The sequence below is a fragment of the Salmonella sp. 32010601201800023SM genome, from assembly GCF_017572235.1.
GTDB lineage: Bacteria > Pseudomonadota > Gammaproteobacteria > Enterobacterales > Enterobacteriaceae > Salmonella > Salmonella enterica.
Map to the genome: position 1 here is coordinate 620,266 of NZ_JAGEQS010000001.1, position 24,349 is coordinate 644,614.

The 24,349-nt window shown below is 50.5% G+C and carries 24 protein-coding genes; 12 read left to right on the top strand and 12 right to left on the bottom strand.

Features of this window, described 5'->3' with window-relative positions:
• Nucleotides 1-52: 52 nt before the first annotated feature.
• A complete protein-coding gene (gene sseJ, locus J4617_RS03175) occupies nt 53-1,279 on the bottom strand; it encodes an SPI-2 type III secretion system effector SseJ (protein WP_001131430.1) in 1,227 nt (408 codons plus the stop codon).
• A 425-nt stretch (nt 1,280-1,704) separates the two neighbouring features.
• On the opposite strand from sseJ, the gene J4617_RS03180 reads away from it, so the two are divergent.
• Nucleotides 1,705-2,421, top strand: a complete 717-nt coding sequence (locus J4617_RS03180) for a membrane protein (protein WP_000997195.1) — start codon at nt 1,705-1,707, stop codon at nt 2,419-2,421.
• Nucleotides 2,422-2,549: 128 nt separating this feature from the next.
• Here J4617_RS03180 and steB read toward each other — a convergent pair whose 3' ends face one another.
• Nucleotides 2,550-2,951 (bottom strand): type III secretion system effector SteB, encoded by a 402-nt coding sequence (steB, locus tag J4617_RS03185; RefSeq protein ID WP_001540100.1) that lies wholly within the window; start codon nt 2,949-2,951, stop codon nt 2,550-2,552.
• Nucleotides 2,952-3,473: 522 nt separating this feature from the next.
• On the opposite strand from steB, the gene J4617_RS03190 reads away from it, so the two are divergent.
• The 3 genes from J4617_RS03190 (at nt 3,474) to J4617_RS03200 (ending at nt 6,693) form a co-directional block, all read left to right on the top strand.
• Nucleotides 3,474-3,749, top strand: a complete 276-nt coding sequence (locus tag J4617_RS03190; RefSeq protein ID WP_001120770.1) for a metal/formaldehyde-sensitive transcriptional repressor — start codon at nt 3,474-3,476, stop codon at nt 3,747-3,749.
• A gap of 31 nt (nt 3,750-3,780) precedes the next feature.
• Entirely contained in the window at nt 3,781-4,899 is a 1,119-nt protein-coding gene (locus J4617_RS03195) for an S-(hydroxymethyl)glutathione dehydrogenase/class III alcohol dehydrogenase (protein WP_000842141.1), read from the top strand.
• Nucleotides 4,900-5,067: 168 nt separating this feature from the next.
• A complete protein-coding gene (locus tag J4617_RS03200; protein WP_017465917.1) occupies nt 5,068-6,693 on the top strand; it encodes a methyl-accepting chemotaxis protein in 1,626 nt (541 codons plus the stop codon).
• Nucleotides 6,694-6,753: 60 nt separating this feature from the next.
• On the opposite strand, the gene J4617_RS03205 is transcribed toward J4617_RS03200, so the two are convergent.
• Nucleotides 6,754-7,677 (bottom strand): LysR substrate-binding domain-containing protein, encoded by a 924-nt coding sequence (locus tag J4617_RS03205; RefSeq protein ID WP_017465916.1) that lies wholly within the window; start codon nt 7,675-7,677, stop codon nt 6,754-6,756.
• Nucleotides 7,678-7,969: 292 nt separating this feature from the next.
• On the opposite strand from J4617_RS03205, the gene J4617_RS03210 reads away from it, so the two are divergent.
• The 5 genes from J4617_RS03210 to J4617_RS03230 all read left to right on the top strand — a co-directional run bounded on the left by J4617_RS03210 (nt 7,970) and on the right by J4617_RS03230 (nt 14,730).
• Nucleotides 7,970-9,313, top strand: coding sequence for a VOC family protein (locus J4617_RS03210; RefSeq protein WP_000024092.1), 1,344 nt, complete (start codon nt 7,970-7,972; stop codon nt 9,311-9,313).
• Between the two features lie 48 nt (nt 9,314-9,361).
• The gene (locus tag J4617_RS03215; RefSeq protein ID WP_017465915.1) at nt 9,362-10,870 is read left to right on the top strand and encodes a carboxylesterase/lipase family protein; all 1,509 of its coding nucleotides are present in this window, start codon (nt 9,362-9,364) and stop codon (nt 10,868-10,870) included.
• A gap of 219 nt (nt 10,871-11,089) precedes the next feature.
• Entirely contained in the window at nt 11,090-12,745 is a 1,656-nt protein-coding gene (locus J4617_RS03220; RefSeq protein ID WP_017465914.1) for a glucan biosynthesis protein, read from the top strand.
• Nucleotides 12,746-12,940: 195 nt separating this feature from the next.
• Entirely contained in the window at nt 12,941-13,516 is a 576-nt protein-coding gene (locus J4617_RS03225) for a YceI family protein (RefSeq protein WP_017465913.1), read from the top strand.
• 11 nt (nt 13,517-13,527) lie between these two features.
• Entirely contained in the window at nt 13,528-14,730 is a 1,203-nt protein-coding gene (locus tag J4617_RS03230; RefSeq protein ID WP_017465912.1) for a lactate oxidase, read from the top strand.
• A 54-nt stretch (nt 14,731-14,784) separates the two neighbouring features.
• Here the strand turns inward: J4617_RS03230 and aac(6') are convergent, their stop codons facing one another.
• The 8 genes from aac(6') to J4617_RS03270 form a co-directional block, all read right to left on the bottom strand.
• Nucleotides 14,785-15,222: a cryptic aminoglycoside N-acetyltransferase AAC(6')-Iy/Iaa gene (gene aac(6') / locus J4617_RS03235; RefSeq protein ID WP_017465911.1), complete on the bottom strand. Its 438-nt coding sequence runs from the start codon at nt 15,220-15,222 to the stop codon at nt 14,785-14,787.
• Nucleotides 15,222-16,013: a DeoR/GlpR family DNA-binding transcription regulator gene (locus J4617_RS03240; RefSeq protein ID WP_024137271.1), complete on the bottom strand. Its 792-nt coding sequence runs from the start codon at nt 16,011-16,013 to the stop codon at nt 15,222-15,224. Before J4617_RS03240 ends, aac(6') begins: the two co-directional genes overlap by 1 nt.
• 15 nt (nt 16,014-16,028) lie before the next feature.
• Nucleotides 16,029-16,661 carry a ribulose-phosphate 3 epimerase family protein gene (locus J4617_RS03245; RefSeq protein WP_017465910.1) on the bottom strand — a complete coding sequence of 211 codons (633 nt, stop codon included), beginning with the start codon at nt 16,659-16,661 and terminating at the stop codon, nt 16,029-16,031.
• An 11-nt stretch (nt 16,662-16,672) separates the two neighbouring features.
• The gene (sgcA, locus tag J4617_RS03250; protein ID WP_017465909.1) at nt 16,673-17,110 is read right to left on the bottom strand and encodes an SgcA family PTS sugar transporter subunit IIA; all 438 of its coding nucleotides are present in this window, start codon (nt 17,108-17,110) and stop codon (nt 16,673-16,675) included.
• Nucleotides 17,111-17,241: 131 nt separating this feature from the next.
• A complete protein-coding gene (sgcQ, locus tag J4617_RS03255) occupies nt 17,242-18,048 on the bottom strand; it encodes a BtpA family protein SgcQ (RefSeq protein WP_000118615.1) in 807 nt (268 codons plus the stop codon).
• Between the two features lie 13 nt (nt 18,049-18,061).
• Nucleotides 18,062-19,375 (bottom strand): PTS sugar transporter subunit IIC SgcC, encoded by a 1,314-nt coding sequence (gene sgcC, locus J4617_RS03260; RefSeq protein WP_000460835.1) that lies wholly within the window; start codon nt 19,373-19,375, stop codon nt 18,062-18,064.
• 10 nt (nt 19,376-19,385) lie between these two features.
• On the bottom strand, nt 19,386-19,667 hold the full coding sequence (gene sgcB, locus J4617_RS03265) for a PTS sugar transporter subunit IIB SgcB (protein ID WP_000976132.1): 282 nt from the start codon (nt 19,665-19,667) through the stop codon (nt 19,386-19,388).
• Nucleotides 19,664-20,782 carry a M42 family metallopeptidase gene (locus tag J4617_RS03270; protein ID WP_000144621.1) on the bottom strand — a complete coding sequence of 373 codons (1,119 nt, stop codon included), beginning with the start codon at nt 20,780-20,782 and terminating at the stop codon, nt 19,664-19,666. Before J4617_RS03270 ends, sgcB begins: the two co-directional genes overlap by 4 nt.
• A 216-nt stretch (nt 20,783-20,998) precedes the next feature.
• Between J4617_RS03270 and rimL the strand changes: the two genes are divergently transcribed.
• Nucleotides 20,999-21,538: a 50S ribosomal protein L7/L12-serine acetyltransferase gene (gene rimL, locus J4617_RS03275; RefSeq protein WP_000229306.1), complete on the top strand. Its 540-nt coding sequence runs from the start codon at nt 20,999-21,001 to the stop codon at nt 21,536-21,538.
• Here rimL and ydcK read toward each other — a convergent pair.
• Nucleotides 21,535-22,515: a YdcK family protein gene (gene ydcK, locus J4617_RS03280; RefSeq protein ID WP_000599091.1), complete on the bottom strand. Its 981-nt coding sequence runs from the start codon at nt 22,513-22,515 to the stop codon at nt 21,535-21,537. The two genes, rimL and ydcK, sit on opposite strands and share 4 nt — an antisense overlap.
• A 106-nt stretch (nt 22,516-22,621) precedes the next feature.
• Here ydcK and tehA point away from each other — a divergent pair, with 106 nt between their 5' ends.
• Together tehA and tehB are read left to right on the top strand one after the other, a co-directional pair.
• A complete protein-coding gene (tehA, locus tag J4617_RS03285) occupies nt 22,622-23,635 on the top strand; it encodes a dicarboxylate transporter/tellurite-resistance protein TehA (RefSeq protein WP_001243998.1) in 1,014 nt (337 codons plus the stop codon).
• Nucleotides 23,622-24,218: a tellurite resistance methyltransferase TehB gene (tehB, locus tag J4617_RS03290; RefSeq protein WP_000218277.1), complete on the top strand. Its 597-nt coding sequence runs from the start codon at nt 23,622-23,624 to the stop codon at nt 24,216-24,218. The genes tehA and tehB overlap by 14 nt, the downstream gene beginning before the upstream one ends.
• Nucleotides 24,219-24,349: the final 131 nt, after the last annotated feature.

Sequence of the window (24,349 nt, forward strand, 5' to 3'; positions counted from 1 at the left end):
ACTATGATATTGAGTTGTGTTTTGCTCAAGGCGTACCGCAGCCGATGGAACTTTATTCAGTGGAATAATGATGAGCTATAAAACTTTCTAACATTATGGCAAAACAATGATGGACTTCCTGGGTTGGATGGACAAGGTCGTTGAAGACGTATTGCGGACATATATCTAGCTGAGGGTCTTTAGCCCCGGGAACATGTACATAGCCGTGGTGAGTATAAGGGTTTTCCGTATCATAACCAATATTACTGGCCGCCTCCATTATCACCTTAAATGCATCGGCAGTCTCGTAATAGCATATTTTATGCTGGGGGTATTTTTCTTTTAATTCTTCAACATTAGTTTTTAACAGGGCATTGTGAGCGATGCTTTCATCCTTAAGCTTTCTTTTTTCATCAGAATGTTTGCCATAAGGTGTTAAAGACAAATCGGGAATCCCCATGACCAGAACATTATTAACTCCACCGGAAATTATTTTTTCAATATCATCAATTTGTTGCTCAACGACCATTATTACATTATCTTTGTGTAGTGTCATATAGTCATTAGCCCCCAATAAAAATATCGCCAGGTCCTGGTGAGAAGGGGTGTAAGATGCGACTTGTCTGTCCGTATTTGATACAAAGTCACCGATGCAATTAAAGCAGGAATAGCTTGCCGATGTACTTCCCCCTTCAGCAAAATTAAGCATCTCTTTACCTAAGAAGTGTGGAGATGATAAAAACTCAGTCCAGGTAAATCCATTAGTAAACCTTCCGCCAAAGTATTGACCATAGGAGGGTAAGATATGATGTGTTTTTTCAAACATACGCCCTAAGGAGTCAGACAAGCTGTCGCCAAAAAATACCAGTCTGGTAATATCACCCAAAGAAATATTTTTGGGCTTGGGATGTGATTTATTGATTTCTTTGGCAAGACCAAAAGCTTCCGGATGACATTCAACCTCAATAGATAAAATATTTTCACCATTATCATCTTTAATAATCAACTTATCGGCGTGTTCCTGTGATTCTATAATAAACTGTTCTTTACATCCCTGAGACGCTAAGGCTCGAAGTTTGATGTAGGCTCCGCGAACCTGTACCGGTGTTAGATTCAGTTCCTGATGGTGGTAAAGATTAAAGATACATTCGAGCGCCTCTGCATGGTGGGTGGTAAAGAAATATGCTTTGATTTTCTCCCATAAACTTAATTCCGGAAGGCGTGCGCTTTCTTTTATCGCATTAAATTTTTCAGAACTGATAGATGATGTGAAATAACCCTGTCCAACACTCAATGGCATAGTGTCCTCCTTACTTTATTAAACACGCTTTAGCAAATAATTAATTAGCAAATATTAGCAAGAAAAGTAATCAGGTAAATGGTGTATATGGAATTACGCTTCTTTAACAGTTTTTCGTCGCCAATAAAATACATACAATGTTTATTGTTTTTCAACGAAGTAAATATATCATCAACAACGTGAGGTTAATGCCTGGTACATATTATCTGACTGCTATCATTATTGAGTGTGCGCCTGGCTAAGGCAAAGATCTAAAAAAGAAGCCACTCCTGATTTTAGTGTGCTGGCGTGAGTATGAGCTGGCTTGATACTCAGGAAAAACAGACAAACTTATCATCCGACTATTATTGCTAAAGTGCTAGTGTTTTATGTGACATTTTGATTTCTATTTTCATATTAAATATTTCTTAAGTGAGTTAACTATAATGAATGATGATTCAATTATTAAAAACTCTTCGATGCTTTTGGCCTATTTAGGTGGTTTGGGATGGGGAAGCGCCTATTTTTATGGCTGGGGCGTCTCCGCGTACTATGGTTTCCCGTGGTGGTATGTAGGCGTCGGCCCTGACAACATTGCCCGAAGTCTATTCCATGCGATTAGCCTGATGGCTATATTCATAATAGCGTGGGGAGTGGGTATTCTATTATTTTTTCTAGTAAAGCAAAAAGCACGTATCCACGACATTAGCTTTTTACGTCTTTTTTTGGCAGCGGTTTTGTTCTTTATTCCAATTGTTATCGAGTTTTCTCTCTTAACAGAATCGTTTTTGTGGGAGCTTTTTTTTATCATTTTACTGGTAGCTTTATGCTTATCGGTGGGGATGCGTTTTTATAGTAAATTGATGCCAGTGATTTGTTTTACGCAACTCAGTTGGGTGCGAAGGCATTGTTTCACTATAGTTATGCTTGGTTTTATTATATATTTTTTTATATTTTCTTTTTTTGTTGGGATCTATAAACCACAATTAAAGAAAGAATACGAAATGATATTGTATGATGGAGGCTGGTACTACGTCCTGGCCAGATATCATGATAGTTTTATTTTGTCGAAATCCTTTACTAAAAATAACAATAGATTTATTATTTTTAGACCAGAAGATGGGCACTCTTATGAAATTACTCTGGTAAAAGTCAGGCTTTAATAAAATGCTGGTTGGCAAGAGCGTGAAATGACGGCAGAACTTCCCATAGCAACGATTGAGGAAAGAACTGAGCGCCCATATCTGTAGGCTGTGGAATAGCAATGCCGGGAAGGACATGGCATGACACTTTATCTGACATTACCATTTGAGTGACAGGTTAGCAGATGTTTCAGGCCAAACCCAAGTTGAACTGGAGCGCTCAGAAGCCGATTACCTACATAACAAATATTGGCCGCAAGCTTATGCTGTGGGCGGAATATACGACCGCTATTATCCAGACTGGCTGTTAACTTATTTATTTTCCCATAGTAACCTATAACAGGCCTCCCTGAGGCATTGGCTAGCATCTGTGCATTGGAAAAACAGGCTCCATTTGCACTATAGCAACTTATAAATTTTATTTCCTCATGAGAGTTGCTAATATGGCGGATTGATTTTGAAAGTGATGATGACTGACTTGCACCGGAACCGTACCGATTTTCATGTTGAACAACAAAAGGAGCACCATGTTTACAAATCGAAATAGGCATGGATTATTACCTGAGATTGATTTCAAATTAACAATAATGATGACGCTTTTGGGTATTAAAAATCTTTCAAATAACGCTCATTTGATTTTTTGTCCACATTGACTAAGCCTGGAAAGACACAGGGTTGAGATATTTTCGCTACCCGTCGGCGGTGTATCGCAGTTGTGATGTTACGTTCTTACAAGACTGACATCTGCATATCATAACCTTTATTCATTACCACCTGGTGAGTAAATAAAAACTATTAAGCAAATATTTACTTCTGGGTAATGGGACTGGATTTACCGGCATTACCTCTGTGCCCCAGTCGGGCAGAACATTGCAGCTTAGAAAGAAAGCTTTGGTGTTTATTGTCTGTGGCCTGAAAAAGTTCCCATGAGCTGAATATGCTGAATGTGAACTGATTCTTGATGGTCTATGCCGGAAATCTATAAGCTATTGATTTTTATATTATGCGTAATTTTACAATTACATAAACATAAAATTCTGATAGTATACCCCCCTATAGTATATGGAGGTCGAATGCCGCATTCACCTGAAGATAAAAAACGTATCCTTACCCGTGTTCGTCGCATACGCGGGCAGGTCGAAGCGCTGGAGCGGGCGCTTGAGTCTGGCGAACCTTGTCTGGCGATTCTGCAACAGATTGCCGCCGTGCGCGGCGCGTCTAATGGCCTGATGAGTGAAATGGTTGAAATCCATCTGAAAGATGAGCTGGTCAGCGGGGAGACTACGCCAGATCAGCGCGCGGTTCGGATGGCGGAAATCGGCCATCTTCTTCGCGCTTATCTAAAATAACAATTTCCCTCACCGTAACAGGAAGAGATATATGAAATCACGTGCAGCAGTTGCTTTTGGTCCCGGTCAGCCGTTAAAAATTGTCGAGATTGACGTTGCGCCGCCGAAAAAAGGCGAAGTTCTGGTCAAAATCACTCATACCGGCGTTTGCCATACCGATGCTTTTACCCTTTCCGGCGATGATCCGGAAGGCGTATTCCCGGCAGTCCTGGGTCACGAAGGCGGCGGCGTGGTAGTCGAGGTCGGCGAGGGGGTCACCAGCCTGAAACCCGGCGATCATGTTATTCCACTGTATACGGCGGAATGCGGCGAGTGTAAGTTCTGTAAGTCCGGTAAAACTAACCTTTGTCAGGCCGTACGCGCCACTCAGGGAAAAGGGCTGATGCCGGATGGCACTACCCGCTTTTCTTATAACGGCGAACCCGTTTATCACTATATGGGAACCAGCACGTTCAGCGAATATACCGTTTGCGCGGAAATTTCTCTGGCGAAAGTGAACCCGCAGGCGCCGCTGGATAAAGTGTGTCTGTTGGGCTGTGGCGTGACGACTGGTATTGGCGCCGTCCATAACACCGCTAAAGTGAAAGCGGGCGACACCGTTGCCGTTTTTGGTTTAGGCGGTATTGGGCTGGCGGTTATTCAGGGCGCGGTTCAGGCTAAAGCCGGGCGTATTTTAGCTGTCGACACGAATCCGGAAAAATTTACGCTGGCGGGCGAAATGGGGGCCACGGACTTTATTAATCCGAATGATTACGACAAACCGATCCAGGACGTTATTGTTGAGCTTACTGATGGCGGCGTAGATTTCAGTTTTGAATGTATCGGCAACGTTAACGTGATGCGAGCAGCGCTGGAATGTTGTCATAAAGGCTGGGGCGAAAGCATTATTATTGGCGTAGCGGGGGCAGGGCAGGAAATCAAAACCCGTCCCTTCCAGCTAGTGACCGGTCGCGTCTGGCGTGGCTCCGCCTTTGGCGGCGTGAAAGGGCGCACGCAGCTGCCAGGGATGGTCGAAGATGCGATGAACGGTAAAATCCGTTTAGATCCTTTTATTACTCACCGCCTGCCGCTGGAGCAGATTAACGATGCCTTTGAACTGATGCATCAGGGTAAATCCATCCGTACTGTTATCCACTTTGGCGATAACTGATTCATCCGCCAGCGGATTTTCCGCTGGCGCTTTTCTGAATTTTCTGGAATGAATGTTGTGAAAATGTGACGAAGGCGATGCTTTTCGCGATAAGCAAACGTCACGAAGTGCCGATGACTATCTAACGGGCGTGTTTTACGCATAAAACCTACAAGAGAGTCGACGGTCATGGGCAACACATTCTCGATGCAAGCCTCGCATAAACTGAGCTTCCTGCATCATATTCGGCTGGTTCCGCTGTTTTCCTCCATTCTCGGTGGCATCCTTCTTCTTTTTGCTTTGAGCGCCGGGCTGGCAGGCTATTTTCTGTTACAGGCCGATCGCGATCAGCGTGATGTCACGGACGAGATTCAGGTACGGATGGGATTATCCAACAGCGCTAACCACTTACGTACCGCACGTATCAATATGATCCACGCTGGCGCGGCGAGCCGGATTGCTGAAATGGATGAAATGAAAGCCAATATTGCCGCTGCGGAAACGCGGATCAAGCAGTCTCAGGACGGCTTTAACGCTTATATGTCCAGAGCGGTGAAAACACCCGCCGATGACGCGTTAGATAACGAGTTAAACGCCCGCTACACCGCCTATATCAACGGCCTGCAACCGATGCTGAAATTTGCCAAAAATGGCATGTTCGAAGCGATCATTAATCATGAAAACGAGCAGGCAAAACAACTGGATGCAGCATATAACCATGTCCTGTTGAAAGCGATTGAACTGCGCACCGAGCGGGCAAGACTACTTAGCGAGCAGGCTTACCAACGTACCCGGCTCGGTATGATGTTTATGATTGGCGCATTTACGTTGGCGCTGGTATTGACGTTAATGACCTTCATGGTACTGCGTCGCACGGTGATACAACCCTTGCAGCAGTCTGCGTCACGTATCGAACGCATTGCGGCGGGCGATCTGACCATGGCTGACGAGCCCACAGGACGCAGTGAAATTGGTCGCCTGAGCCATCATCTTCAGCAGATGCAGCATGCGTTGCAACAAACGGTAGGGGCGGTGCGTCAGGGGGCGGAGGAAATTTATCGAGGCACCAGCGAAATTACCGCTGGTAATACGGATTTATCTTCTCGTACTGAACAGCAGGCTGCCGCCATTGAACAAACCGCGGCCAGTATGGAACAGTTGACGGCAACCGTTAAGCAGAATGCGGATAATGCGCATCACGCCAGCAAACTGGCGGAAGATGCTTCCGGTAAAGCCAGTCGCGGAGGCCAGATGGTTTCCGGGGTCGTACAAACGATGGGGAATATTTCCACCAGCTCGAAAAAAATCTCGGAAATTACCGCCGTCATTAACAGTATCGCTTTCCAGACCAACATTCTGGCGCTGAACGCGGCGGTCGAGGCGGCACGCGCCGGGGAACAAGGACGCGGTTTTGCGGTGGTCGCCAGTGAGGTTCGTACCCTCGCCAGTCGCAGCGCGCAGGCGGCAAAAGAGATTGAAGGCTTGATCGGCGCATCGGTCAGCCTGATTGAACAAGGATCTGAAGAGGTTATCGCTGCGGGGAGCACCATGAATGAGATTGTGGATGCCGTCAAACGCGTCACCGATATTATGCTCGACATCGCGGCAGCCTCTGATGAGCAAAGTCGCGGTATTGTTCAGGTCAGTCAGGCTATTTCTGAGATGGACAGGGTTACGCAACAAAACGCGTCGCTGGTCGAAGAGGCGTCCGCGGCGGCCGCTTCGCTTGAAGAACAGGCCGCCCGCTTGACGCAAGCCGTTGATGCGTTTCATTTACAGGATACTGGCGCGACGATGCGATCATCCTTCCTTTAGTAAGCGTCGCGCCAGCGGGCTATTTTAGCCGCGGGCGCGTTTATTCTCCGACAGCCGCTATCACAGCGGCATCGATTTACGGATCGCCGCAATCAGCATTTGCGCCCCGGTTGAGAGCGGGATATCAACTCGCGTAAGAATACCTATCGGCTCGCCCGCGCTCTGGGTCGGCACGGGTAATGAGACCAGCGTCGCCTGGCGAAGATCTTCTTTAACCGCGCCAGAGGGGACGAACCAGACGTAATCGTAATCTACGGTCAGTTGTCGTGATAACGATGCGGATAGCGTTTCGATACATCCGGCAGGCATTTTACACCCCTGGCTTTGCAACAGGACTTCCGCATTCTGGCGCGGTACCGTGCCTTTTGGCGAGACGACTACCGGCCATTCCATAACCCGGCTGAGCGTGATCGTCTCCTGTAACAGGGGATGACCGGGGCGTACCACTAATTTAAGCGATTCTAAAAACAGCAGTTCGTAATTTAAACCGCCCATTAATTCCGGGTCTGACATGCGGCCAATACCCAGATCGATCTCGCCTGATTTCAGACCCGCAAGCAACATCGTATTGTTCATGGTCGCGACCTGTAACGAGGTCGATTTTTGCTGTTGATGGAACCGCCCAATAGCCGCCGGGAGTATACCCAGCGCAGCGGTGGGGAGCGCGCCAACACGCACCACATCGGCGCTGGCGTCCTCTTTGCGATTCAGCGCCTGCCCGGCGGTATTCAATGCATCTAATACTTTTACCGCATGAGTCAAAAATTGTTCGCCAGGAACCGTTAATTGCGCGCCCAGTCGCCCGCGTTCGAACAGACGGGTTCCGGTGAGTTGTTCCAGTTCGTTCAGCGTTTTAGAAAGCGCTGGCTGGCTCAGGTTAAGAGTTTCAGCCGCGCGCCCCAGAGTTCCCTGTTGCGCAACGGCGACAAATGTATGAAGGTGGCGCAACCGAATGCGCTGACTAAACAGACCATTTTTTTCCATAAGCGATGTTAAAAACAGAGCCGTGCGGGTGACAAGTAAAGTTGTTTGTTTTTGATAACCTGATAGCAAAATATTATTAACATTTTACCATTTCAAGTTACAACTGTTTTATTTTACTGATGATTCAACTGCCGTTAAGCGTGTTAAGCCGCGATCTGGTCGGGGATATGCCAGCTCATGTCAATCCGTTCTGCATAATGAATTCAGGTCGGATCACACTTTATAAATTCTTCTCCCCGGAATGGATGAGGTTTTCTACACTCCAGGTAACATTCACTGGAGGCATGACATTATGGCGAACACCATCACGGCAGATGAGATTCGGGAACACTTTTCGCAGGCAATGTCGGCAATGTACCAGCAGGAAGTTCCGCAGTACGGTACGTTACTGGAACTTGTGGCTGACGTGAATCTGGCGGTGCTGGAAAATAATCCCAAACTGCATGAGCAGTTGGCTAATGCCGATGAACTGGCGCGATTGAACGTGGAACGGCATGGCGCCATTCGTGTTGGCACCGCAGAAGAACTTTCTACCTTGCGTCGGATATTCGCCATCATGGGGATGTACCCAGTAAGTTATTACGATCTCTCTCAGGCGGGCGTGCCTGTGCACTCCACGGCATTTCGTCCCATTGACGAGGCTTCGCTCTCGCGTAATCCCTTTCGCATGTTCACTTCGCTATTACGCCTGGAGCTCATTGAAAACGCGGCATTACGCCAGCGGGCGGCGGAAATCTTATCGCAGCGTGATATTTTTACATCGCGCTGCCGACAATTGCTGGATGAGTACGACGAGCAGGGCGGTTTTAGTGCTGCTCAGGCCGAAGAGTTCGTCCGTGAAACGCTGGAGACTTTTCGCTGGCATCGTCAGGCTACCGTTGATGAAGAAACGTACCGCAGCCTGCATCGTGAGCATCGTTTAATTGCCGACGTGGTCTGTTTTCCGGGATGCCACATTAACCATCTGACGCCGCGTACTCTGGATATCGACCGGGTACAGGCCATGATGCCGGAGTGCGGCATTACGCCTAAAATTCTTATCGAAGGTCCGCCTCGCCGCGAAGTGCCTATTCTGTTGCGGCAAACCAGTTTCAAAGCCCTGGAAGAGCAGGTGCTCTTCGTTGATGAAAAGCAGGGTACGCACACGGCGCGCTTCGGCGAAATTGAGCAACGTGGCGTCGCGCTGACGCCAAAAGGTCGTCGATTATATGACGAACTGTTGCACAAGGCGGGAACGGGTAAGGATAACTTCACGCATCAACTCCATTTGCGGGAGGTCTTTAACGCCTTTCCGGATAGCGAATTTCTGCTTCGCCAGCAGGGGCTTGCCTGGTTCCGTTATCGCTTAACGCCTTCCGGCGAGGCGCATCGTCAGGCGATCCATCCTGGCGACGATCCGCAGCCGCTTATTGAGCGCGGTTGGGTGATCGCGCAGCCGATTACCTATGAAGATTTTCTTCCGGTCAGCGCAGCCGGCATTTTTCAGTCGAATTTGGGAAATGAAACGCTGGCCAGAAGCCACGGCAATGCCAGCCGCGACGCCTTTGAACAGGCGCTGGGATGTGCTGTACGGGATGAATTTTCGTTATATCAGGAAGCGGAAGAACGCAGTAAACGCCGTTGCGGTCTGCTTTAAAAGCGGTAAGCTTCACAGGCTGTGAGGATACTGTAAAAGGAAGGCGTTATGTTGAATCCCTCCATCCCGCTGGTGGCGACGCGTCACGGTAAAATCGTGGGCGTCGTACAGGAAGAAATCCATATCTGGCGCGGTATACCTTATGCCGCGCCGCCAACAGGGGAGCTACGCTGGCGTGCGCCGCAGCCTGTTACGCCCTGGCAGGATGTGCGCCAGGCGGATTGTTTCTCCTGCGCCAGTTGGCAGGATATTACCTGGTGTCGCGAACTCGGCGGCGGCGATCCGGGAAATTTTTCCGAAGACTGTCTCTATCTGAACGTCTGGGCTCCCGCCGTGCGTCATGAACCGTTGCCGGTCATGGTCTGGCTACACGGCGGCGGTTACACCATTGGCGCGGGGAGTTTGCCGCCCTATGACGGTCAAGCGCTGGCGAAGCGCGGCGCGATCGTGGTGACGGTCAATTATCGGCTTGGCCATCTGGGCTTTTTCGCGCATCCGGCGCTGGAAGGCGAAGGGGCGGAGTGTATTCATAATTTCGCTTTACTCGATCAAATCGCTGCGCTGCGTTGGGTGCAGGACAATATTGCCGCATTTGGCGGCGATACGCAGAATGTGACGTTATTTGGCGAATCCGCCGGCGCCCGCAGCGTGCTGTCGTTGATGGCTTCGCCGTTGGCGAAGGGGCTTTTTCATAAAGCGATTATTCAGAGTGGTTATACGCTGCCGGATACGCCCCGCGAGGTGGCGCTAAAAAAAGGCGTTGCGCTGGCGGAACATCTTGGTTTAGCCCATGCCACTGCCGAACAGCTACGCGCTTTACCGGCAGAGACGTTTTGGCCGCTGGACGCGCCTTTTAAAATTGCGCCGACGCCGATTTCCGGCGACGTCGTGCTGCCGCATCCGATGCTGGAAACCTTCTTTGCGGCGAAACAGCATCCAATACCGGTGATGATCGGCTCGAATAGCGATGAAGCCAGCGTATTGGCCGTTTTTGGCGTCGATATTGCCGGTCAAATTCAAAAAATGCGCCGTGAGCGGCGTGTTGGCTTGGGGTTAATCCGGCTGCTTTATCCTGGAGTGAAAGGCGACGAAGCGCTAGGGCGGCAGGTCTGTCGGGATATGGTATTTACCACGTTGGGTTATGTCGTCATGCAAGCGCAGCAGCGGATCGGCGAACCGTGCTGGCGTTACTGGTTTGATTATGTCGCCGAGGTGGAGCATAACACCTACGCGAATGGCGCCTGTCATGGCAATGAAATACCGTATGTATTCGATACGTTAACGCGGGCTGAGCCCACATGCCATTATGTGAATGAGAATGACCTGGCCTTTGCCTCGCAGGTGGCGGATTACTGGGTGAATTTCGCTCGTCATGCCAGCCGCACGCGCGACGTGCTGCACGGCCCGGTTCGCTGGCCCGCCAGCATTCGGGGGCGAGATCGTCTGTTGCGGATTGGGCTGAACAAACTTGCCGGTTTTAAAGTGGAAAACCGCTTTATGCGTGCGCGTCTGGCGCTGTTTAAACGAGTCATGAAACATCACGTTAGTCTGGAATAAACTTTTCATAACCTGAAGAATGCTGCGTGAGGTTTACATCCGATTCGGTCGGTTCTTATCGACATAAAATATTTACGCTTTTGCACAGTTTCCAGGCGACCAACAATTGGATTATTAATGAATTTTGTCTAGAGTGAGCGGTCAGAAACGGGCACATTCTTGCTGCTGAAAAAACCAGCGCGGGACCATTCACAAGACCAGAAGGACTCATTTTCAGGTATGAATCGTAGACGATTTATTAAAGGTTCAATGGCAATGGCCGCCGTGTGCGGTTCCAGCGGTATTGCTTCACTCTTTTCTCAGGCGGCGTTTGCCGCGGAATCCGATATTGCGGATGGTAAAATTGTCCGTTTTGATTTTGCTGGTCTGCAATCAATGGCCCAGGCGTTAGCGAAAAAGCCCTGGGGTGGCGCGCCGGGACCCTTGCCGGATACGCTCGCCAATCTGACGCCGCAGGCCTATAACAGCATTCAGTATGACACGGCGCATTCACTCTGGAACGGTGTTGCCAACCGGCAGCTCGATATTCAGTTTTTCCACGTAGGGATGGGCTTCCGTCGTCGCGTACGCATGTTTTCCGTTGATACGACGACGCATCTTGCTCGCGAGATTCATTTTCGCCCGGAACTGTTTAAATACAACGATGCCGGCGTTGATACGACGCAACTGGAAGGGCAGAGCGATCTCGGTTTCGCCGGTTTCCGTGTCTTTAAAGCGCCGGAACTGGCGCGGCGCGATGTCGTCTCCTTCCTGGGCGCCAGTTATTTCCGGGCGGTAGATGATACTTATCAGTATGGCCTGTCGGCTCGCGGGCTGGCGATAGATACCTATACTGACGGTCAGGAAGAGTTCCCTGACTTCACCGCATTCTGGTTTGACACCGCGAAGCCGGGCGATACTACGTTTACCGTTTACGCTCTGCTGGACAGCGCTAGCGTGACGGGCGCGTATAAGTTTGTGATCCATTGCGAAAAATCGCAGGTGATCATGGATGTAGAAAACCATCTCTACGCCCGTAAAGATATAAAGCAACTTGGCATTGCGCCGATGACCAGTATGTTTAGCTGTGGGAATAATGAACGCCGGGTATGCGACACCATTCATCCACAAATTCACGATTCCGATCGGCTGGCGATGTGGCGGGGTAACGGCGAGTGGATTTGCCGCCCGCTGAATAATCCGCAGAAATTGCAGTTCAATGCATATATGGACGATAACCCGAAAGGGTTCGGCCTGCTGCAACTCGATCGCGATTTCTCGCATTATCAGGATGTGATGGGCTGGTACAACAAACGTCCGAGCCTGTGGGTGGAGCCGCGCAGTAAGTGGGGGAAAGGCGCGGTTAGCCTGATGGAGATCCCAACCACTGGTGAAACTCTGGATAATGTGGTCTGTTTCTGGCAGCCGGAAAAAGCGATCAAAGCCGGGGATACGCTGGCGTTCAATTATCGTTTGTACTGGAGCGCGCAGCCGCCGGTACAATCGCCGCTTGCGCGGGTCATGGCGACCCGTACAGGGATGGGCGGCTTTCCCGAAGGTTGGGCGCCGGGCGAACATTACCCGGATAAATGGGCGCGCCGTTTTGCTATTGATTTTGTCGGCGGCGATCTGAAAGCGGCCGCGCCAAAAGGCATTGAGCCGGTGATTACGCTTTCCAGCGGTGAGGCGAAGCAGATTGAGATCCTCTACGTTGAGCCTTTCGACGGTTATCGTATCCAGTTTGACTGGTATCCGACCTCGGATTCTACGGCACCGGTGGATATGCGTATGTTCCTGCGCTGCCAGGGGGAGGCTATCAGCGAAACCTGGCTGTATCAGTATTTCCCGCCCGCGCCGGATAAGCGCCGTTATGTCGACGATCGTATCATGCGTTAGTCAGTTTGCCTTCTGTACCGCCACAAAGGCGGTACAGGTTGCGGAAATTGCCCTGGCATAAACCCATTCGTGAGCCGCTGTTTTTGTAACACGGCCTTTTCATCGTTCTATTTTTGCAACAGTCCTTCCTGTTTATCCCTCTCGATCCTGCGGACAGGGAACATTAAGATAGCTTCACCTTATTTAAGATATAAAGTGAATATAATGAAAAAGAGTTTTCTTGGTGCTGTCCTGTCTCTGGGTTTATTAAGTGCTGCTCATGCAGATATATATAAATTTGATAATACGCATACCAATGCGGTATTTAATATCGATCATTTCCAGACCTCAACCAATCATGGCGGGTTTTATGCTATTAGCGGCGAACTGAAATATCAGCCGGAAAAGCAAGATGCAGAGATGCGCGTGACGATTCCCGTGAGCGCCTTAAATACCGGGGTGGATGCGTTTGATAACCATATTCGCAGTAGCGATATTCTGGATGCGGAAAAATATCCAGAAATAGTATTTAAATCGACAAAATGGCATTTTGAAGATAATAAACCAGTTTCTATTGACGGTTTGTTAACAATGAAGGGAGTAACTAAGCCCGTCACCTTAACCACCACCAAGTTTGGCTGTTATATGAGCCCGATATTCAAGGCACAGGTTTGCGGCGGTGATTTTGTCACGCAAATAGATCGCACCCAGTGGGGTGTAGATTATCTGGTCGATATGGGGATGACGAAAGTTGTCGATATAAAAATCCAGGCAGAAGCGGTTAAGCAATAAAGGGAATGATGATGAAAACTAATCACCTCATTCGGGTAGTGGCCTCGCTGGCGATGTTGGCAACGTCAGGCCTGGCTTATGCTGAAGAGTACAAAGCCAGCACGGACGAAAAAGCAATAAAAATGACGAACGTAGCCTCTCTGGAAGCGCGCGTTCAGGCCAGAATGGAGAAAGGGGCATTTGGTTATATTCGCGGCGGAGCCGAAGATGAGAATAACCTTCGCAGCAATACCGAAAGCTTTGACAAAAAATATATTATGCCGCGCGTATTACAGGGCATTGAGTTAAAAGAGATCGATTTATCAACGCAGCTACTGGGTATTCCGCTTAAAACGCCTATAATCCAGGCACCGATGGCAGCGCAGGGCCTGGCCCACGCCTCCGGAGAGTTGGCGACGGCGAAAGGCATGGCGCAGGTCGGTTCGATTTTCTCGTTGAGCACTTATGGCAACAAGACCATCGAAGAGGTGGCTAACGTTTCCGGGAAAAATCCGTTCTTCTTCCAGCTTTATATGAGTAAGAATAATCAATTTAACGAATTTATTCTTGCACAAGCGGTAAAACATGGCGCTAAAGCGATTATTCTGACCGTAGATTCACCTGTCGGCGGTTATCGGGAAGAAGATATTAAAAATAACTTCCAGTTCCCGCTGGGTTTTGCAAACCTGGAAATGTTCGCCAGGAAAAATGACGATGGTTCAAAAACCGGCAAAGGGGCAGGGATAAGTGAAATTTACGCGCAGGCTAAACAAGCCTTTACGCCGGAGGATATTGCCTATGTACATCGTATTTCCGGTCTGCCGGTTATCGTAAAAGGCATTCAGTCGCCGGAGGATGCTGAAATTGCTATCCAGGCTGGGGCCGCAGGAATATGGGTTTCTAATCATGGTGGCCGTCAATTAGACAGCGGGCCGTCCTCATTCGACATGCTTCCTGCGATTGCAAAAGTTGTCAACAAGCGAGTGCCTGTTATTTTTGACAGTGGAGTACGCCGTGGTTCGCACGTATTCAAAGCGTTAGCCAGCGGAGCGGATATTGTGGCGGTAGGCCGACCTGTATTATACGGTCTTAATCTTGGCGGCGCTCAGGGTGTGGCATCAGTGATTGAACAGCTAAACAAGGAGCTGACAATTAACATGATGTTAGGTGGCGCCAGGAATATTGAACAAGTGAAAACGACACGCTTGTTAACTGAAAAAGATCTGCCACAGTAATACTGTAATATAGAGGTCGGGTATTATACCCGACCTTTTCCTGTGTGATTTCCCTCAACAACGCTTTCGGTAGAAAATGACGCGCTCTGTTTCCTCAAATCCTAACGCCAGGTGAACTTTCTGTGAAATTGTATTTTCCGGCGAGGTATCGGAAGCCATTTCCCGACACCCTTTATTCGTTCCCCATCGTTGCACCGCTGCAATCAATTGTTTCGCTACGCCGCGTTGACGGAATGAGGGGAGAACAAAAATACCTTCAAGGAAAACCACGGGCGAACTGTCACAGCCATTGACATAATCGTGGCGGATTGAGGCATCCGCAAAGCCAATCGCCACCCCGTCTGCCATCGCAATAAATGATGCCAGATGATCGGCTTGCAGGATTTCTTCGCCGTCTGCCAGATGGGCGTCATCCGGGTGACCGGGCCAGAGCTGTTTTCGCAATCCGCGCCAGAGCTCCAGATGGGTTTTGTTCATTTGCCTGATGTCCATTAACGCGCTCCTGATGATAGGGCTGGCATGATGAGACGGCAGCCCGCCTGCTGATAACGTCGGGCGATAGCAGACGGGAGCGCGCTGTCGCTAAGGATGGTAGTAATACAGGACAGCGTCGCCACCGCATGGGGTTCTACAGTATCAAACTTTGAATGATCGGCCATCAATATGACCTCGCGTGAGCGCTGAATAATGCGCGTTTTGACGCCTACTTCAAACATGGTAGCGTTGGTGATGCCCGTTTCAATCGACAGCGCATCGCAGGAGATAAAGGCGCGTTCAACGGCAAAAGCGTTAATCATCTCCAGCGCCAGACTCTCGCCCACCGAAAAGTAACCGGGGCGAATCAGTCCGCCGATAATGTAGCTCTCTACGTGTGGGAAGCCACCCAGTTCGTTAGCGATTTTGATGTCATTGCAAATGACTTTTACTTTGGCGTCGACCAGACATTTTGCCAGTTCCAGACAGGTGGAGCCGGAGTCGAGAAAAAAGCAGTCTCCATCCTTGATGAACGTGCGGGCGAGGGCGGCAATTTCGCGTTTCGCCTCGCTTTGTAACGTCCGCTTAACGTCGAAAACATATTCTTTATCTTCCGTACTGTCGTCGAAGTCAATACAACCATGGCCGCGAACCATACCGGGATAACGGCTGGCGATATAGTGAAAATCCCGGCGCACGGTTGCCTCTGCATAGCCAAAAAGCTCGATAGCTTGTTGTGTGGAGAGGTGCCTGTGTTGCCAAAGGTAATGCAACATCTGTTTGATACGGTCGGGGCGCTGTTGGCTCATCAGCATATGACTCCTTTATAGCGCGGTGAATTGTGACAACGTCACATCATAGTTCGCCGTCGTGAACAACGCCCGGCCTATCACCAGATGCTGTGCGCCTGCGGCGGCAAGCAGCCGTGCGGCGCGAAGTGTAATACCGCCGTCCGCCCAGCATTCCGCAGCAGGGAAATGCTCTCTGCTCTGGCTCACTTTTTCACACATCGCGGCAATAAATTGTTGCCCGCGCCCGTCGGGTTCGCTGGTCATCATCATCAGCGCATCCAGTTGCAATGCCAGATAACGATAAGGCAATAGCGGTGTTGCCGGGTTAAGCGCCAGTCCTGCTTTCGCCCCGATAGCGCGAATATCCGCCAGAATCTCCGAGGGGTTTTGCACGCTTTCGGCATGAATGAAAATCCAGCCGGGGCGGATAGCTGCAAGCCAGGGTAGCCAGCGTTGCGGTGATGAGACCATCAGGTGAAATGAGAGCGGATGGCGAGTGTATTGCGCGACTGCCTGAATGGTTTTCATACCGAAGGTAATATTGTTGATGAAACTGGTATCTTCGATATCCAGATGCAGCGAGCCGAGAGGCGCATCGTGTAAAGCAGTCAACGCCTCGGCATAGCGCAGCGGATCGGCGGAGGCCAGTGAAGGGTGCAGGATCATCGAAACCTCCATCAGCGCAATGCGGTTAATTGCGCGAAAAGCGCGGCATCATTTGGCGCATCTTGCAGCATCGCGACGCTTTCTGTCGAGTCGAGCCACTGGCTGATGCGTTGAATGGTGCGAATATGTGCTTCGGCATCCGTGGCGCTGGCGCAAAGCAACAGCCAGATGGGATCGCAATCCGCATTGCCGAAAGCGACCGGCGTTGATAACGTAGTGACGCTGATTTGATTATGGTTGGCGCCTTGCTCCGGTCTGGCATGGGGCAGCGCAATCCCCGGCGCGATAAGATAATATGGCCCCCATTTAAGGGTGTTCTCAATAATACCGTCCAGGTAGCAGGGGGCCGCCGCGCCGAAGGTAATCAGCGGACGGACGGCGATATCTAGCGCGTGTCGCCAGTCGCTGGCATGGCGTTGCGCCTGAACCCACTTAACATCATTAATCATCGATCGTTGACTCCTTGCCGGTTCGGGTTACTCTGAAACCGATCCCCGGCGTGTCTTTTGGCGAAGGCGACGGAGATCGGCAGAAGAGTTATCGCTCTCTGCAGGGGATAAGCGTTTTGCTTATCCCCATTTTATTGTCGGATATGGCGTACTTTCTCCATAAACTTCGCCACGCGCGCCTGGTCGACAAAGTTGGCGAAGACGCCGTCTTTTTTAAACGTGGTTGCCGTTACGCATCCGTCGGCAATGCAGAGCTGCTCCTCGACGTTTTCCAGACACACCCCGGTATTCGCCAGCACGACCGTGTCGGGGACGGTCTCTTTTACTCGCTTCAGTATGGCGCTATCCGTGCGAGCGCCCGCCGTCAGCCCCGAGACGCACAGGGCATCGGGGTTATTGTTAAATACGGTCGATTTCGCAATTGAACAGACATCGCGGTTTCCCAGATACACCGCCGCTTCCGGAACGATGTTAAACAACGTTTTCACGTGGCCTGCGCCGATGCGATGCTGATGGCGAATGGTTTCGCCGACATTCGTATCCCAGACGCCAAAATCGCTGGCGTAAGCGCCGGTGAAAATTTCGCGGATAAATTTTGCGTCGGTCGCCATCGCCAAATCAAACGAGGCCACAGGGTCCCACAACACGTTTACCCCAAACGGTACGCGGATTTCACTCATTAACTGACCGATGATTCTTGCCATCGCGGCGGTCGTTTCCGGTCTGACTTTCGTTAAATAAGGCAGACTAAATTCGTTGGAGAACATCACCGCATCCACGCCGCCATTTTGTAGCGCCATTAAATCGTCATGGGCGCGGTCAATTACCCAGTTCATGCCTTTCCTGGTATCGAACCCGGGATCGCCCGGCAACGCCCGTAAATGGCACATGGCGATAACGGCTTTTTCTGTTCCTATTACCTCTTTTAGCCAACTCATTCTGGGTTGCTCCTTATTCCGGTAGTTCACGTTTACGTAAGACAAGTATGATGCTGGCGACAATGCCGACCACAATAACCACGCCAATCATGCCCAGCGACATCAATTCAGATATTGACCAGCCAAACATATTTCCCACCGACAGCGCGGTAATTTGCGCGTTTTCAGCGGCGAAGCTAAAGCCGCCTTTGAGCGCCATATCGGTAAAGTACGGCGCGAACTGGGTGGCGATCAGCAAAACGGTAATCATGACAATGATGCCGCTGAGCAGAGTACGAATCAGATCGCCGCGATGAATAACCGTGGCCATGCAGATAAAAAACGGCGCAACCGGTAAATCAGCCAGCGGCAGGACTTTATTGCCCGGCAGTATGCTCGCCAGAATTAACATGATGGGAATTAACAGCAGTCCAACCGCGATGGTGGTCGGGTGGCCTAACGTCACTGCGGTATCCAGACCGATAAAGACTTCGCGCCCTTTAAAGTGTTTCTGGAAGAACTTACGCGCGCCGTCGGAAATGGGCATTAATCCCTCAACGATAAGGCGAATCATGCGCGGAAACAGCACCATAATCGCCGCCACGGTAATCATTAAGGTTGCGCACCCTTTAAAGCCTTCGCCTGCGGCAAGCCCGAAGATCAGCCCGAGAACAACGCCAATGATCACCGGGTCGCCGACCATCCCATACCGTTTTTGGATCTCCTGAGCGTCAATATTGCGTCCTTTCATAAACGGTATTTTTTCGTATATCGCATCCAGCAATACGAACAACGGCACGGAGCTGGAGCCATACCCTTGCGGAATAGAAATCCCTTCCAGACCCACAATGTTCTGTACCCGTTTCGCCGTCCAGTCGGCCATTTTCAACGACAAGGCGGCGTGGCAAATCGCGCCCAGTACGCCATAAATCAGACTGCCGGTCATCAACTGGACGACCGTTCCGGTAATGGCGTAGTGCCAGTAGTTATAAATATCAACGTTCATGGTTTTGGTCAGACGAGTCACCAGCATACCGACGTTGAGCAGAAAGATAACGGGAATGATCATCGCGCCGATGGCCGTCGCATAGCCGACGCCGGATGCGGGCCCGGCGCCGACGTCAAACACATGCAGCGTCAGGCCAAAACGCTCAATCATCACTTTAATCGGCGGACTGAGACTGTCGATCGCCATGACGATCACCAACCCCATGCCGACAAAACCGATGCCGACCGTCACCCCGGCTTTCACTGCCTGCAGCCAGGGAATACGAAAGATTAAGCCGATGATAATCATAATGATGGGCACAAAAACGGTGCCGCCGAGAGACAGGATGTAATCAAACATAATGCCCCCTTTATTGTGTTAACAGCGCCTTGATTTCTTGTTTTAATGCGTCGTCGTTGATGCCTGTCAGCAGGGCGGCGCCGTTGAGCGTCGGGATGCCATAGTCACTGTGCGTACGCATGGACGTTACGATGAGATCCATACCGTTACAGTTCAACGGGATCTCATTCAGACAACATTGCGCCGTGGTTGCCGCAATGCCTTGCTCCGCAAGAAAGTCCTGCAGTTTTTGTGCAATCATGGTTGATGTCGACATGCCGGTACCACATGCCACAAGGATCTTTTTCATCATGGTCGTGCCTCTTGTGTAGCGCCTGTTTCAGGCTCAATGGGAAACTGTTCTGGCGACATGTTGGCCAGCGCAGTCAGTAAACGGATACAATCAGCCAGGTCGCGCAGGCTGGCGACTTCGGCTGGCGAGTGGGTATAGCGGCAGGGAATAGAAAGACTGGCGCAGGGAATACCGTCCAGTTCAACCTGAATGTAGCCGGTTTCGGTGATGACGCCTGGCGCGACTTCACGCTGTACGGGAATATTATTTTCGTGCGCGGTGGTCTCCAGCATCCGCAGCAAACGCGGCGGCGTAATCAGTCCCGCCAACGTACCGCGTCCGTGATAGTTCAGACAGGTGATGCCGACGCCGTGGTTGACCCGCACATCCGAGTAATCCTGCAGGTCAGGCGTGTCGCAGGAGGGGGTGATATCAATACCAATCGCCAGGTCGGGGCGCACGCGTCGTAAAACGGGAACAATCCCGCGAATATTGAACTCTTCCTGTACCGACGCGACCAGGAACACCGCGATATCGAGCGGTGTGGAGGCGAGAGCCTCGGCGACGCCCAGTAGCGCCGTACACCCCAGTCTGTCATCCAGCGCCTTACTGCATACCAGATCGTTGCCCAGACAGTGCGGCGGGTTGTAAAGGGTTACTGGCGTCCCCACCTGAATACCCATTCGTTCGGCATCCGCTTTATCTTTTGCGCCGATATCAATCCAGAGTTTATCGAGCGCGGGAGGCTGGGTGCGCTCGTCACCCTTCGCGAAGTGATATGCTTTAATACCGATACAGCCCATGATATCGCCTGAACGTCCGGCAAGCGTCACAATCGAACCGGGCATAGTAATTTGCGCCGGGCCGCCCACGCGTTCAAAACGTAAAAAACCGGAGGGTTCGATCTTGCGTACCATAAAACCCACTTCATCCATATGCGCAAAAATCATCAGGCGAAGCGCGTCGGGTTTATCGCTGCCATAACGGGCGACGACATTGCCTAAGCGATCCCGCCAGACGTCTTTGGCCTGCTGTTCAAACGCGTGCTGCATAACGTTTGCAATACTGCTTTCATGTCCTGAAATCCCGTTTAGCCGCAGTAAAGAAAAAAGCGTTTCCTGCACAGAAAAGGTCATTGGCGTCTCCGTGGTGATAAAACAATCAGTCGTTGAGCGTTTTATAGGCGGAGAATGGTTGGATAAGTGTGAAATGTGTCACGCGGAAATACGCTAAATATGGCCAATAAAAAATAATGTGATGGCGATACAATAAAAACGCTCATATCACCTGCGGGTTATCGGTAAACCAGGCTATTTATGTGATTACGACCAACAACGAAGAAGGGCAACGCGATGGTGGAAATTATTCCTGTTAGCACGACGCTGGAACTGAGAGCGGCAGATGAAAGTCATGTTCCGGCGCTGCACCAACTGGTACTCAAAAACAAAGCGTGGCTACAACAGTCGCTCGACTGGCCGCAATATGTCACGTCGCAGGAGGAAACGCGTAAGCATGTGCAGGGTAATATACTGTTGCACCAGCGTGGTTACGCCAAAATGTACCTGATTTTCTGCCAGAATGAGATGGCGGGCGTACTCTCATTTAATGCCATCGAACCGGTAAACAAAGCCGCCTATATCGGTTACTGGCTGGATGAGTCCCTCCAGGGACAAGGGATAATGTCGCAATCATTACAGGCGCTGATGACACATTATGCCCGGCGCGGCGATATTCGGCGCTTCGTCATTAAATGCCGCGTTGATAATCAGGCCAGTAACGCAGTCGCACGGCGCAACCATTTTACGCTGGAAGGCTGTATGAAGCAGGCGGAGTATCTTAACGGCGACTATCACGACGTTAATATGTATGCCCGCATTATTGATGCGGATTAAAGGGAACCGACTAAGGGGGTACGCGTAATACGATCCTCGCCATTGATCACTTTTGGGCCGCGCAGGTGAATAGTATTGCCGTCAAAGGCTATCACCGTCGCCCGTCCGCTAATCTCGACCTGGTGCTCAATCAGAATTTCGCCCTGTATACAGGCCTGGCCTTCAATCAGCACGCGGTCGTCCAGTAAAATCGGGCCTCCGCGTACCTCAGCATGTCCGCCTACCAGCACATGATGTTTTAACACACAGTTGCCTTCGATTAACGCATGTTCCGCTACCTGCGAGCTGTAGCGAAGGGTAGGGATCGCATCTTCCTCTGTGCCGGCGATAACCCGCGCATGGCCATAGACTTTGGCGCAGTCACAGATCCAGACATTATTGTCTTTGTTGCCTTCGATGAGCGCGAAATCAAAGACCTCCGCCCGGTGCTCAATAAAAGCGTGAGTGATAGTGGCGTTGCCATAAAGCTGTACCTGATGGACAATCCGCGAATGGTTCACGGTGGCGCGATCGTAAATTTGTAAAATCTGCGCATGTTCATGCGTTAGTCCCTGAACGGCGAGAATTTCTGACTGGTTTAACACGCGGGCATCGCCATAAATCGCACACCCTCCGCGCACGGAAGAGGACTGAATGGTGACGTTGTCACTTATCCGTGCGCCATCGCTGATATCAGAGCGATCAATCCAGACGTTATCGCCTATTCGCACGTTATTGTAGAGCGTGCACGGCTGCGTGATACGCGCGTTACCCGTAATTTCCGTGCCCGCAAAGGCCATCGCGTTTTCATCATAAATCCAGCAATCCCCCTGTTGTGACAGCACATTATCGGCATCAACCCAGCCGCCGGAGGTTCCGGCTTTAACATCGTTAAAATCCGTTACGGCAATAACTTGTCGTAATAAGACGCTTTTCTTCTCACCGTCTACCTGATAAGTAAAAGCACGAGGTTCTTCACTCAGTCGATATTTGATCATAGGGAAATTCCGTGTGAACGATTAAGATAACCGTAGCAAAGGTACTGGCGAAACAACCAGAAATTCCATAAAATGCATTTCAAATATACTTTATAAATTAAACAAAATGCGTAATCACAAGCAGAGCGATCGCGTGCTCAATCTGCCTGCGGGCTATTTTGGCATCGTCCTTGGCACTATCGGTATGGGATTCGCCTGGCGTTATGCCAGCCAGATATGGGCAATAAGCCACTGGCCCGGCGACATCATGGTGATCCTGGCGATGATTATTTGGGCACTCTTGACCCTGGCGTTCCTTAGCCGTCTGGTGCGCTTTCCCCATAGCGTGATGGCTGAAGTGCGACATCCGGTAATGAGCAGTTTTGTCAGCCTGTTTCCCGCCACCACGATGCTGGTCGCGATCGGTTTCGTTCCCTGGTATCGCCCGTTGGCCGTTGCGCTATTCAGCGTGGGGGTCGTCATACAACTGGCGTATGCCGCCTGGCAGACGGCGGGACTTTGGCGCGGAGCGCATCCGGAAGAAGCGACAACCCCAGGACTTTATCTGCCCACGGTAGCGAATAATTTTATCAGCACTATGGCCTGTGGAGCGCTCGGTTACAATGATGCCGGACTGGTGTTTTTAGGCGCAGGCGTCTTTTCGTGGTTAAGTCTGGAGCCGGTTATTTTGCAGCGACTGCGTAGCTGCGGCGAATTACCGGCGGTGCTGCGTACGTCGCTGGGTATCCAACTGGCGCCCGCGCTGGTCGCCTGTAGCGCCTGGCTGAGCGTCAATGGCGGGGAGGGCGACACGCTGGCGAAAATGTTATTCGGCTACGGTCTGTTACAGCTTTTATTTATGCTGCGATTAATGCCCTGGTATTTATCACAACCGTTTAATGCTTCCTTCTGGAGTTTTTCGTTCGGCGTTTCCGCGCTGGCGACCACGGGGTTACATCTTGGTCACGGTAGTGAATCAGGGCTTTTCCATATTCTGGCCGTCCCGCTGTTTATTTTCACTAACGCTATTATCGCCTTATTGCTGGTTCGTACATTTCTATTGCTGGTGCAGGGGACGTTGCTTATTCGCACTGAGCGCGCTGCACTGTTGAAAACGGAGGAAAAAAATGACCGTTCGTGACGAAAATTATTTTACTGAGAAATACGGATTAACCCGCACGCATTCGGATGTGCTGGCGGCGGCAAAGGTTGTCGCGCCAGGCCGAACGCTGGATTTGGGATGTGGCAATGGCCGTAATAGTCTGTATCTGGCCGCGAACGGTTATGACGTTACCGCGTGGGATAAAAATCCGGCCAGTATGGCTAACCTTGAGCGTATTAAAGCGGCAGAGGGGCTGGATAATCTGCAAACCGACATTGTCGATCTGAATACACTGACCTTTGACGGCGAGTACGATTTTATTCTCTCGACAGTGGTTATGATGTTTCTTGAGGCGCAAACCATTCCCGGTTTAATTGCCAATATGCAACGCTGCACAAAAACCGGCGGGTATAATTTGATTGTTGCGGCAATGGATACGCCGGACTTTCCCTGTACGGTGGGATTCCCGTTCGCTTTTAAAGAAGGCGAATTACGCCGCTATTACGAAGGATGGGACATGCTGAAATACAACGAAGATGTCGGCGAGCTTCACCGCACGGACGAAAACGGCAACCGTATCAAACTGCGCTTTGCTACGATGCTGGCGAGAAAAACGGCCTGAGCGATGCAAGTTCTGTAAGTCTCGCAGCGTTCGGCATTTTTTTGTCGGGCGCCGCGTTCAAATTGTGCTGTCGTTACCATTTTTAGTGCATCCAGAATGATTTCGTTTTGCTATTATTTCCTTTGCATCAT

Excerpts from the sequence above, each read along its gene's own strand:
- sseJ (WP_001131430.1), bottom strand. The coding sequence starts at position 1,279 with ATGCCATTGAGTGTTGGACAGGGTTATTTCACATCATCTATCAGTTCT.
- J4617_RS03180 (WP_000997195.1), top strand. The coding sequence starts at position 1,705 with ATGAATGATGATTCAATTATTAAAAACTCTTCGATGCTTTTGGCCTAT.
- steB (WP_001540100.1), bottom strand. The coding sequence starts at position 2,951 with ATGCCTATTTCGATTTGTAAACATGGTGCTCCTTTTGTTGTTCAACAT.
- J4617_RS03190 (WP_001120770.1), top strand. The coding sequence starts at position 3,474 with ATGCCGCATTCACCTGAAGATAAAAAACGTATCCTTACCCGTGTTCGT.
- J4617_RS03195 (WP_000842141.1), top strand. The coding sequence starts at position 3,781 with ATGAAATCACGTGCAGCAGTTGCTTTTGGTCCCGGTCAGCCGTTAAAA.
- J4617_RS03200 (WP_017465917.1), top strand. The coding sequence starts at position 5,068 with ATGGGCAACACATTCTCGATGCAAGCCTCGCATAAACTGAGCTTCCTG.
- J4617_RS03205 (WP_017465916.1), bottom strand. The coding sequence starts at position 7,677 with ATGGAAAAAAATGGTCTGTTTAGTCAGCGCATTCGGTTGCGCCACCTT.
- J4617_RS03210 (WP_000024092.1), top strand. The coding sequence starts at position 7,970 with ATGGCGAACACCATCACGGCAGATGAGATTCGGGAACACTTTTCGCAG.
- J4617_RS03215 (WP_017465915.1), top strand. The coding sequence starts at position 9,362 with ATGTTGAATCCCTCCATCCCGCTGGTGGCGACGCGTCACGGTAAAATC.
- J4617_RS03220 (WP_017465914.1), top strand. The coding sequence starts at position 11,090 with ATGAATCGTAGACGATTTATTAAAGGTTCAATGGCAATGGCCGCCGTG.
- J4617_RS03230 (WP_017465912.1), top strand. The coding sequence starts at position 13,528 with ATGAAAACTAATCACCTCATTCGGGTAGTGGCCTCGCTGGCGATGTTG.
- J4617_RS03240 (WP_024137271.1), bottom strand. The coding sequence starts at position 16,013 with ATGAGCCAACAGCGCCCCGACCGTATCAAACAGATGTTGCATTACCTT.
- J4617_RS03245 (WP_017465910.1), bottom strand. The coding sequence starts at position 16,661 with ATGATCCTGCACCCTTCACTGGCCTCCGCCGATCCGCTGCGCTATGCC.
- sgcA (WP_017465909.1), bottom strand. The coding sequence starts at position 17,110 with ATGATTAATGATGTTAAGTGGGTTCAGGCGCAACGCCATGCCAGCGAC.
- sgcQ (WP_000118615.1), bottom strand. The coding sequence starts at position 18,048 with ATGAGTTGGCTAAAAGAGGTAATAGGAACAGAAAAAGCCGTTATCGCC.
- sgcC (WP_000460835.1), bottom strand. The coding sequence starts at position 19,375 with ATGTTTGATTACATCCTGTCTCTCGGCGGCACCGTTTTTGTGCCCATC.
- sgcB (WP_000976132.1), bottom strand. The coding sequence starts at position 19,667 with ATGATGAAAAAGATCCTTGTGGCATGTGGTACCGGCATGTCGACATCA.
- J4617_RS03270 (WP_000144621.1), bottom strand. The coding sequence starts at position 20,782 with ATGACCTTTTCTGTGCAGGAAACGCTTTTTTCTTTACTGCGGCTAAAC.
- rimL (WP_000229306.1), top strand. The coding sequence starts at position 20,999 with ATGGTGGAAATTATTCCTGTTAGCACGACGCTGGAACTGAGAGCGGCA.
- ydcK (WP_000599091.1), bottom strand. The coding sequence starts at position 22,515 with ATGATCAAATATCGACTGAGTGAAGAACCTCGTGCTTTTACTTATCAG.
- tehA (WP_001243998.1), top strand. The coding sequence starts at position 22,622 with ATGCGTAATCACAAGCAGAGCGATCGCGTGCTCAATCTGCCTGCGGGC.
- tehB (WP_000218277.1), top strand. The coding sequence starts at position 23,622 with ATGACCGTTCGTGACGAAAATTATTTTACTGAGAAATACGGATTAACC.